The organism is Rathayibacter sp. AY1G1, assembly GCF_002932095.1.
Taxonomy (GTDB): Bacteria; Actinomycetota; Actinomycetes; order Actinomycetales; family Microbacteriaceae; genus Rathayibacter.
The window spans coordinates 48,566-58,545 of sequence record NZ_PSUZ01000024.1; the positions used below are offsets into that span (position 1 = coordinate 48,566).

Consider the following 9,980-nt stretch of genomic DNA (forward strand, 5'->3'; position numbering starts at 1 on the left):
GGCACGGCAGCATCCGGACATGCGGCGGACCCCCGGCTCCGCGCGGGGCGGAGGGTCGGGGGCCCACGGGACGTCCGGGCAGGCTCCGGCCGTGGCAGCATCCGGTCAGCCGGCCTCGCGCAGCCTCCCGCCGGCGAGGTGGAGGCTGCGCTGCGCACGGCGCGACGGCAGAGTGGTGGGTGTCGTCGGCTCCTGCTCTCCGGGCGCCCGCTCTTCCCGGGGCGGTGCCCGCGGTCGTAGGCTCGCGCTCATCCGCAACGGGAGGGGCCGACGATGACCGCCACGAGAGAGACGTCCGCCCCGCCCGAGCTCAAGCGCGTGCTCGGCCCCAAGCTGCTGCTGCTGTTCGTGGTCGGCGACATCCTCGGCACCGGGATCTACGCCCTCACCGGGCAGGTCGCGGCCGAGGTGGGCGGGGCCGCGTGGCTCCCCTTCGTGATCGCGTTCGTCGTCGCCACGCTCACCGCCTGCTCCTACCTGGAGCTGGTGACGAAGTACCCGCAGGCGGCGGGCGCCGCGCTCTACGCGCACAAGGCGTTCGGGATCCACTTCGTCACGTTCCTCGTCTGCTTCACCGTGATGGCGAGCGGGATCACCTCGGCCTCCGCCGCCTCGGGCGCCTTCGCGAGCAACTTCGCGATCGGCTTCGGGCTCGGGGACGGCGCGGGGACGCGGCTGAGCATCGCGCTGGTGTTCATGGTCTGCATCGCCCTGGTGAACCTGCGCGGTGTCGCCGAGAGCGTCGGGCTGAACGTGGTGCTCACCCTGATCGAGCTCTCGGGCCTGCTGCTGGTGATCTTCGTGTGCTTCTTCGCGGTGTTCGGCGGGCAGGCCGACTTCTCGCGGGTGGTCGCGTTCGAGGCGCCGGAGGACAAGTCGCTGCTGCTCGCGGTGAGCACCGCGACCTCGCTGGCGTTCTTCGCGATGGTCGGATTCGAGGACTCCGTGAACATGGCGGAGGAGACGAAGGAGCCCAGCCGCATCTTCCCGCGCGTGATGCTCACGGGTCTCGGCATCACCGCCGTGGTCTACGTGCTCGTGTCCACGCTCGCCGTCGCGATCGTCCCCGTGGGGGAGCTGGCCGGCAACGACACTCCGCTCGTCACGGTCGTCGAGGCCGCGGCGCCCGACTTCCCGATCTCGACGCTGCTGCCCTTCATCTCGCTCTTCGCCGTGGCCAACAGCGCGCTGATCAACATGATGATGGCCAGCCGCCTGCTCTACGGGATGAGCCGCCAGGGCGTGCTGCCGCCGTTCCTGCAGAACGTGCTGCGCGGACGGCGCACGCCGTGGGCCGCGATCCTCTTCACGACGGTGATCGCCCTGCTCCTCACCGCCTACGTGTCGCGCGACCCCTCCGACCCCATCGCGGTGCTCCTGGGCGGGACCACGTCGCTCCTCCTGCTGGCGGTCTTCGCCGTCGTCAACGTCTCCGTGCTGGTGCTGCGCCGGCAGCCGGTCGAGCACCGTCACTTCCGGACCCCCACCGTGCTGCCGGTGCTGGGCACGATCGCCTGCGTCTACCTGGTGCTGCCGATCACCTCGGGACGCGACACGGCCCAGTACGGGATCGCGGGGGTGCTGCTCGTGATCGGCGTCCTGCTCTGGGCGGCGACCTTCATCGACCGGCGGGTCCGCGGCTACGCGCGCACCGCGGCGATCGCTCCGGAGGAGCTCGATGCCGATCCCGCGGAGGACGCATCGGGAGCGCACAGCGACGGCATCGGCCGGTCATAGCCGATCCATAGGGAACTCCCGATACTGGAGTCATGAGCACCCCGGCCCCCTCGAAGCACCTCGCCCCCGCGCAGCGCACCCGCCTGAAGCGGGCCGACGGGACGCCGATCCGCGTCCTCGTCGTCGACGACGAGAGCACCCTCACCGACCTGCTCCAGATGGCTCTGCGCTACGAGGGCTGGGAGGTGCGCACCGCGGCCGAGGGCCGCGCCGCGATCACGATCACCCGCGAGTTCCGGCCCGACGTGATCGTGCTCGACGTGATGCTCCCCGACATCGACGGCCTCCAGGTCCTGCAGCGGGTCCGCGCGGACGGCAGCGAGACCCCGGTCCTCTTCCTCACCGCGAAGGACGCGCTCGACGACCGGATCGCCGGCCTCACCGCCGGCGGCGACGACTACGTCACCAAGCCCTTCTCCCTCGAGGAGCTGGTCGCCCGGATGCGCGGCCTCATCCGCCGCAGCACCCTGCTCGCCAACGACGCGGACGACCCCGAGGTCGTCGTGGGGGACCTGGTGCTGAACGAGGACAGCCACGAGGTCCGCCGGGGCGGCGACGAGATCGAGCTGACCGCCACCGAGTTCGAGCTGCTGCGCTTCCTGATGCGCAATCCGCGCCGCGTGCTCAGCAAGGCCCAGATCCTCGACCGGGTCTGGTCGTACGACTTCGGCGGCAAGTCGAGCGTGGTCGAGATCTACATCTCGTACCTGCGCAAGAAGATCGACGCCGGCCGCTCGCCGATGATCCACACCGTGCGCGGCGCCGGCTACCTCCTGAAGCCCGCCGACCAGTGAGCCGTACCGGCCGCCCGTCGCTCGGCGACTTCGCGACCCGCTCCGCCCTCCGCGGCTCCCGCCGCGGCCGGCGCGCGCCGTGGACTCTGCGGCGGCGGATGGTCGTCGCCGTGGTCGCGCTCGTCGCGGTGACGGCGGGCGTCGTGGGAGCGGTCAGCGTGCTCTCCGCCCGCTCGATCCTCTACGGCAGCACGGACGCGTCGCTCAGCCAGTCGGTCACGCGCCTCCAGGACTTCGACGGGCCGAGCCGCTTCGGCGGGTCGAGCGCGATCGAGCAGGCCACGACCTGCCCGAGCGGATCCTTCGGCGGCGGCCCGAGCCAGAACCTCAGCACCATCACCGCCGTCCAGGGCTCGGACGGCTCCTTCATCGGCGCCTACGTCGACGCCGACGGGGTCTGCCGGCAGTTCTCGGACCCGGCCGACTCGGTGCTCGCGGCGGCCGTCGCCGCAGGGGGCGAGGAGGCGACCATCGAGCTGCCCGGGAGCCTCGGGACCTACCGCGTGCGCGCGGCGGCGGTCGAGGGCTCCGTCGTCGTCGTCGGCGTCCCCCTGGGCGAGGTCGCCGAGACGCTCGCCTCCCTCACCTGGGTGGTCGTCGTGGTGGTGCTGCTGGCGATGCTGCTGGTCGCCCTCGTCGCCACCGCGATCATCCGCGTGGCCCTGCGGCCCCTGGAGCGGGTGGAGGCGACGGCGACCCGCGTGGCCGAGCTGCCGCTGGACCGCGGCGCCGTCGAGCTGGTCGAGCGGGTCCCGGAGGAGGACGCCGACACCCGCACCGAGGTCGGCCGCGTCGGCGCCGCCTTCAACCGCATGCTCGACCACGTCACCGGTGCTCTGGAGTCGCGGCAGGCGAGCGAGGACAAGGTGCGGCAGTTCGTCGCCGACGCCTCGCACGAGCTGCGCACTCCCCTCGCGGCGATCCGCGGCTACGCGGAGCTGCCCCGTCGGGGCGGGACCGAGCTGCCGGAGTCGGCCGTCTACTCCCTCGATCGGATCGAGTCCGCCGCCACCCGGATGACCTCGCTGGTCGAGGACCTCCTCCTGCTCGCCCGCCTCGATGAGGGCCGCGACCTCGAGAAGGAGCCCGTCGACCTGACGCTGCTCGTGATCGAGGCGCTGTCGGACGCGCACGCCGCGGGCCCCGACCACGAGTGGGACCTCGAGCTCCCCGAGGAGCCGATCGAGATCCGCGGCGACGGCTTCCGGCTGCACCAGGTGGTCGCCAATCTGCTGCGGAACGCGACCGTGCACACGCCCCCCGGCACCCGGGTCGTGGCGGCGCTCGCCGAGGAGGTGTCGGAGGGGCGGCCGATCGCGGTCGTCACGGTCACCGATTCCGGCCCGGGAATCGCGCCGGAGCTGGTGCCGGTGCTGTTCGAGCGCTTCGCCCGCGGCGACTCCTCCCGAGCGCGCACGACCGGATCGACGGGGCTGGGCCTGGCGATCGTGGCGGCGGTCGTCGACGCCCACGGCGGGCGCGTCCTCGTCGCGTCCGAGCCGGGGCGCACGAGCTTCCGCGTCGAGCTGCCGGCGGGCTGAGGGCCGGAACGGCGGTCTCCCGCCGCCCCGCCCTACACCGAGACGCCCAGCCGGCGGCGCGCGTCGTCGAGGGTCCGCACCACGGCGACCACCTCGTCGAGCGGGTGCAGCGGCGACTCGGTGCGCCCCTCCGTCACGTACTGCGCGACGTGCAGCGCCTCCCAGGCGAGGCCCTCGCCGCCCTGGAGCGGCGTCTCGTCGATCCACGACCCGCTCTCGGAGCCGCGGGTGAGCGTCACGCCGCCCGGCGTCCAGAACGACGGGTGCACGTCGATCCGCCCCGCCCGCCCCGCGACGCTCGCCGCGTGGCGGGTGTCGGCCAGCACGGTCGAGGTGGCCACCGACTGCACCCCGTGCGCGTGGCTGCCGACGATCGTCGCGGTCGCGTCGACGCCCGTCGAGGTCATGCTGCCGGCGACGACGGTGCTCTGCGGGGTGCCCGCCACCATCGAGACGAAGGAGGAGGCGTAGACGCCGACGTCCAGCAGGCCGCCGCCCGCGAGCGCCGGGTCGAAGATGCGGCTGGAGGGGTCGAAGTCGAAGGCGGCGCCGAAGTCGGCCAAGACGACGGCGGGCGCGCCGACCGCCCCGTCCGCGAGCAGCTGCCGCACGACGTCCATGTGCGGCAGGTAGCGCATCCACATCGCCTCCATCGCGAAGACTCCGGCGTCGCGCGCGGCGTGCACGATCATCTCGGCCTCGCCCGGGGTCGGCGCGAACGGCTTCTCGACCAGGATGTGCTTGCCCGCGGCGATGGCGAGCAGTGCCTGGCGGGCGTGCTCCGAGTGCGGGGAGGCGATGTAGACCACGTCGACCTCCGGATCCTCGACCACGGCCTCGTAGCCGGCCGAGGCCCGCTCGATCCCGAACCGGCTCGCGAACCGCTCCGCGCGCTCCAGCGAGCGGGAGCCCACCGAGACCACGCGCTGTCGGGTGTGCTTCTGCAGCGCCTCGACGAACGAGCCGGCGATCGAGCCGGGCGCGATCACCCCCCAGCGCAGGACGGGGGAGTCGAGGAGGGAGGGGAGTCGGGGCTCGGGGAGCGTCAGTGCCATGCGTCCACGCTAGGGCCCCGTGCCCGGCGGGGGCGAGGGGGTGCGCGGCGGTCCCCTAGGGTGTGACGGCACGCGCAGTCGCGGGCGGAGGAGGACGTCATGCCCGAGTGGTACACCCTGGGCGTCGTCGCCCTCGTGATCGTCGTGGTGGTCGTCGCGATCGTGCGCTTCCGGTTCAACCCGGTGCTGGCGCTGGCCGTCGGAGCCGCCGCGATCGGCCTGCTCACCGGGCTCGGCCCCGTCGACACCGTCTCCACGATGACCACCGGCTTCGGCGAGGTGATGATGGAGGCGGGCCTCCTGATCGGCTGGGGCGTGCTCATCGGCGCGATGCTCAACGAGATGGGCGCCGTCGTCCGGCTCGTCGAGGGCCTGCTGCGCGTCTTCGGCCGCCGCGGGATCCCCTACGCGCTGGGCCTCTCCTTCGCCACTTACCTGCAGACGATCTTCGTCGACGCGCTGATCGTGATCGCGGCCCCGCTCGCGCGCCGGATCGCGCCGCGGCTGGGGCGCGCCGGCACCGGCATCGTCGCCGTGACCTTCGCCGTCGGGCTCGAGACGGGCATCGTGATGATGGTGCCCGGCTTCGCCGCGGTCGCGCTCGCGGGGCTGCTCGGAGTGCCGCTGGGCGTGATGATGCTCGGCGGATTCGCGGTGGTGGCGCCGACGGTCGTGGTCACGATCCTGCTGATGTCGCTCGCGTTTCGCCTCGGCTTCTGGGACCCGGCGCGCGACGAGCAGCTGGTCGTGCGCGACGACACGACCGGGCTCGCGACGGTGGGGGCGTCGCCCGCCGCGGACGGCGGACGGCTGCCGTCGTTCGGAGCGCGGGGGAGCGGCGGGGCGTCCTCGAGCGGAGCCGGAGCGGCATCGGGCGGCTCGTCCGGCTCGTCCGTCGAGGACGCGGCGGGTCCCGCCGGAGCGCAGGACGCCCACGCCGCCCGCGAGCGCCCGCTCCTGTTCCTCTTCGCGCCCATGCTCCTCGCCCTCCTGCTCATCGCCGCGCAGGCGGTGCTCACCGTCTCCGGGGTCGAGCTGCCGGTGCTGCAGTTCCTCGGGAACCCCGTCATCGCGCTCCTCCTCGCCGTGATCGGCACCGGAGTGGTCGGCCGGTCCACCGTGGGAACCGCGCGGATGGAGAAGGCGGTCGCCAAGGGCTTCCAGGACGGTGGGCAGATCTTCCTGCTCACCGGCGTCGGCGGGGCGCTCGCCGCGGTGATCGCGCAGGGCGACCTCGGCGAGATCCTGAAGGGCTACTTCTCGACCTCGGCGACCGCGCCGCTGCTGCTCGTCTGGGTGATGGCGGCCGTGCTGCACATCGCGGTCGGCTCGGTCACCCTCTCGGCGATCACGGCGGCCGGAGTCGTCGCGCCGGTCGCCGCGACACTCGGCCTCGACCCGCTGCTGATCGCACTCGCCGCGGGCTCCGGCGCGCTGTTCTGCATCCACGTCACCTCGAACACCTTCTGGCTGCTGCAGAGCTTCCTCGGCCAGTCGGTCCGCGGCGCCCTCAAGTCCGTGACCGTCGGCGTCTCCCTCGCCTCCGTCCTCGCGCTCGGCGCCACGCTCGTCCTCTCCCTCTTCCTCTGACCGGGCCCTCCTTCCTCCTCTCGCCGGATGCCACTCGGGCACTCGAGTCGCCGGGCGAGGCGTACCGAAGAGGCATCTCGCGGAGGTGACCCGGCCGACACGTGACGGAAACATGGAGTCTCTATCTTCCTGAGAGGGTTCACATCCGATTCGGAGATCCAGACGCCGACGGGGGCCCGATCCGTTCCGTCACGCCTCGACAAGGGAAGAACTCCGCTTGAGATCTCGAACCGCCCTCGCCTCCGGATGCGCCGCGCTCGCGCTCGCCGCCGGCGGCCTCCTGGTCGCCCCGCCGGCGACCGCCACGACGACAGCACCCGCCGATTACACCCGCGTGGACATCGTGCGTCCGCCGTCCGCTCCGATCGCGGTGCCGACCAGCTACCCGCAGCAGACCCCGCTGACCGAGGTGCCCGTCGACCCGACCGACGCCTCGCTCCTGCGCGGAGTCACCCCCTACGACGCCATCGCGCCGCAGCTGAACGCGCTCGCCGCCCGCTCCGACCGGGTCTCGACCCAGGTGGTCGGGAAGTCCGGCCTCGGCCGCGACATCTACCTGGTCACCGTCACCGCCCCCGAGACCGAGGCCGAGACGGCGCAGCAGGCCGAGTGGCGCGACCGGCTCAAGTACGAGCCCGCCGCCGCGGCCGCCGACGCCGAGCTGATGGACGGCTACAAGGTGCCGGTCTGGTTCAACGGCAACATTCACGGCAACGAGTGGGAGGGCAGCGACGCGATCCTCGAGTACATCGAGGGCGTCGCCACCGCCGAGGACGCGGAGACCGAGGCGCTGCTCGAGGGCAACCGCCTCTACTTCACCGTCACCAACAACCCCGACGGCCGCGCCCTCGGCCAGCGCGCCGTCGCCGCGGGCTACGACCCGAACCGCGACATGATCACCGGAGCCACCAGCGAGGCGGCCGTGATCCGCGACCTCTCGAGCGTGCTCCAGCCCACGTACTTCATCGACATCCACGGCTACACCGGGATCCTCCAGGTCGAGCCCTGCGGCCCGCCGCACGGCGAGAACTACGAGTACGACCTCTTCCTCCCGCACGCGTACGCGACCGCGCTGGAGATCGAGCGCCGCGTCGTCGAGGCCGACGTGCCCGGCAACACCTACCTCGCCGAGGACGGCAGCGCCACGACGGACAACACCGGGAAGATCCTCATCCCCTACCGCGACATCCGCGCGGGCTGGGACGACTGGCCCCCCATCTTCGCCCCGCAGTACGTCGCCTTCCAGGGCGCGATCACCAACACGGTGGAGCTTCCGCTCGGCCGCACGGCCAACAGCACTCCGGAGGAGATCGCCCAGGGCCAGGCCAACGCGGACATCGACGTCGAGGTCGCCGGGATCGTCATGGACGCCTCCGTCGACTACATCGAGGCCAACCGCGACGCGCTCCTGAGCAACCAGGTCAGCATCTTCGAGCGCGGCGTCACCGGCGCCCCCGCCGTCGAGATCCCCGCCGACGTCTCCGCGGCCGACCTGCCCGCGGGCGTGCCGACCGAGTGGACCGAGATCTGGGACGAGACCGACGTCTACACGACCGAGTACCCGCGCGCCTACGTCATCCCCGTCGACGGCACGCAGCGCTCCGTCTCGGACGCCGAGACCCTCGTCGCGCAGCTGCTCGCCCACGGCGTCGAGGTGTCGCGGACCACGGCCGCCACGAGCGTCGGAGGAGTCTCCTACCCCGCGGGCACCTACCTGGTCGACATGCACCAGTCGGTCCGCGGCCTCGCCAACGTCCTCCTCGCCGACGGCAGCGACATCTCGAGCCGTGTGCCCGAGATGTACGACGTCTCGGCCTGGAGCCTCTCGCTCCTCTGGGGCGCCGACGTGCAGGCGATCGGCTCCACCACCGATGCCCTCCCAGCCGTCGGCCTGGAGCCGGTGACCGCCGTCGCTCCGGTCGGCTCCGTCCCGGCAGGCGCCGACTACCTCGCCTTCGAGCCGCGCGGCGTCCTGGAGTACCAGGCCGTCAACGCGCTGCTGGCCGACGGCGTCGCTCTCGAGCAGTTCGAGGACGGCACCATCGCCCTGCGTGCCGACGCCGCCGGGCTCGCGGCCGCCGAGGGAGCCGCCGCCGTCTTCGGCGTCGACTTCACGGCGACCACCGCCGACCGCGTGCGCGCCGAGGACGGGAAGGCGCTCGACGCCCTCCGCGTCGCCTACTCCGGCACGAACGAGGACCGCGACGCGCTGGCCAAGCTCGGCTTCGCCGACGCGGTCGCCGTCGACGCGGCCGCGCTCACCGCGGGCACCGCGACCCTCGAGAGCGCCGACGTGCTCTACGTGGGACGCGCCCTCTCCTTCACCCCGGAGCAGGCCGCAGGCCGCACCGTGGTCGAGGAGTTCCTCGCGGCGGGCGGCGACGTCGTCGGCCGCGGTGGCGCTGGAGCGGCCTTCGTGTCCGACTTCGGCCTGGCCGAGCTGACTGCGCAGACCGGCACGAGCGGCTCCAACGGCATCGTCTCGGTCGAGACGCCCGGCGGCGGAGTCCTCGGCGACTACCCGCAGGACACCGCGTTCGTCTCGCCGGCACTGTGGTTCGCCGGCTTCGACGAGTCGGTCGCGGTCGAGCAGAGCTACTCGGAGGACGGCACGTTCGTCGCCGGGCACTGGGTCGACTCCGACGGGCAGTCCCGGAGCGACGCGGCCGGGCAGGCCTCGGCCGTCTCGTTCTCGACGGAGTCGGGCACGGAGGGCTTCCTCTTCGGCACCTCGCCGGTGTTCCGCAACCACCCGGTCGGAGCGTTCAGCGACGTCGCCCGGGCGCTGCTCGCCGTGGCGCCGGAGGGCGCCGCCGTCGAGCTGCCGGGGACTTCGGAGCCCACGCCGACGCCGGAGCCGACCGGCTCACCGGAGCCGACCGCGACTCCCGAGCCGACGGCGACGCCCGAGCCCACCGCGACGCCCGAGCCCACCGCGACGCCCGAGCCGACCGTGAGCCCCGAGCCCACGTCGACCCCCGAGCCCACGTCGACCCCGGAGCCCACGTCGACCCCGGAGCCCACCGTCGTGCCGACGGCCGGACCGACCGCCACGGCCGCGCCGATCACCGCACCGACCGGCCCCGGCGGCCTCCCCTCCACCGGAGTGGAGACCGGCTCCTGGCTGCTGCTCTCGGGAGGTGCTGTCGCCCTCGGCCTCGGCTCGCTCCTGATCGCCCGCAGCCGTCGCCGCGAGGACCAGGAGGCCTAGCCTCCGCCTTCGGGGAGGGATCGGGCGCCCGCCGCCCGGTCCCTCCCCGTTC

Annotated in this window: 6 protein-coding genes; 5 read left to right on the forward strand and 1 reads right to left on the reverse strand. The window is 73.1% G+C overall.

Features of this window, described 5'->3' with window-relative positions:
• Positions 1-273: 273 nt before the first annotated feature.
• The 3 genes from C5C36_RS13535 to C5C36_RS13545 are packed head-to-tail and all read left to right on the forward strand — an operon-like array spanning position 274 to position 4,072.
• Positions 274-1,737, forward strand: coding sequence for an APC family permease (locus tag C5C36_RS13535; RefSeq protein WP_104247764.1), 1,464 nt, complete (start codon positions 274-276; stop codon positions 1,735-1,737).
• Between the two features lie 32 nt (positions 1,738-1,769).
• A complete protein-coding gene (locus C5C36_RS13540; RefSeq protein ID WP_104223650.1) occupies positions 1,770-2,531 on the forward strand; it encodes a response regulator transcription factor in 762 nt (253 codons plus the stop codon).
• Positions 2,528-4,072: a cell wall metabolism sensor histidine kinase WalK gene (locus C5C36_RS13545; protein WP_219812657.1), complete on the forward strand. Its 1,545-nt coding sequence runs from the start codon at positions 2,528-2,530 to the stop codon at positions 4,070-4,072. Before C5C36_RS13540 ends, C5C36_RS13545 begins: the two co-directional genes overlap by 4 nt.
• A 32-nt stretch (positions 4,073-4,104) precedes the next feature.
• On the opposite strand, the gene C5C36_RS13550 is transcribed toward C5C36_RS13545, so the two are convergent.
• A complete protein-coding gene (locus C5C36_RS13550; protein ID WP_104309886.1) occupies positions 4,105-5,127 on the reverse strand; it encodes a Gfo/Idh/MocA family protein in 1,023 nt (340 codons plus the stop codon).
• A 99-nt stretch (positions 5,128-5,226) separates the two neighbouring features.
• Here C5C36_RS13550 and C5C36_RS13555 point away from each other — a divergent pair, with 99 nt between their 5' ends.
• Positions 5,227-6,717 (forward strand): GntP family permease, encoded by a 1,491-nt coding sequence (locus C5C36_RS13555; protein ID WP_104309887.1) that lies wholly within the window; start codon positions 5,227-5,229, stop codon positions 6,715-6,717.
• Positions 6,718-6,934: 217 nt separating this feature from the next.
• The gene (locus tag C5C36_RS13560) at positions 6,935-9,928 is read left to right on the forward strand and encodes a M14 family zinc carboxypeptidase (protein WP_104309888.1); all 2,994 of its coding nucleotides are present in this window, start codon (positions 6,935-6,937) and stop codon (positions 9,926-9,928) included.
• The last annotated feature ends 52 nt before the right edge of the window (positions 9,929-9,980 follow it).

Bases quoted from the DNA above. Each gene is read 5' to 3' on its own strand.
- C5C36_RS13535 (WP_104247764.1), top strand. From the start codon at position 274: ATGACCGCCACGAGAGAGACGTCCGCCCCGCCCGAGCTCAAGCGCGTG.
- C5C36_RS13540 (WP_104223650.1), top strand. From the start codon at position 1,770: ATGAGCACCCCGGCCCCCTCGAAGCACCTCGCCCCCGCGCAGCGCACC.
- C5C36_RS13550 (WP_104309886.1), bottom strand. From the start codon at position 5,127: ATGGCACTGACGCTCCCCGAGCCCCGACTCCCCTCCCTCCTCGACTCC.
- C5C36_RS13555 (WP_104309887.1), top strand. From the start codon at position 5,227: ATGCCCGAGTGGTACACCCTGGGCGTCGTCGCCCTCGTGATCGTCGTG.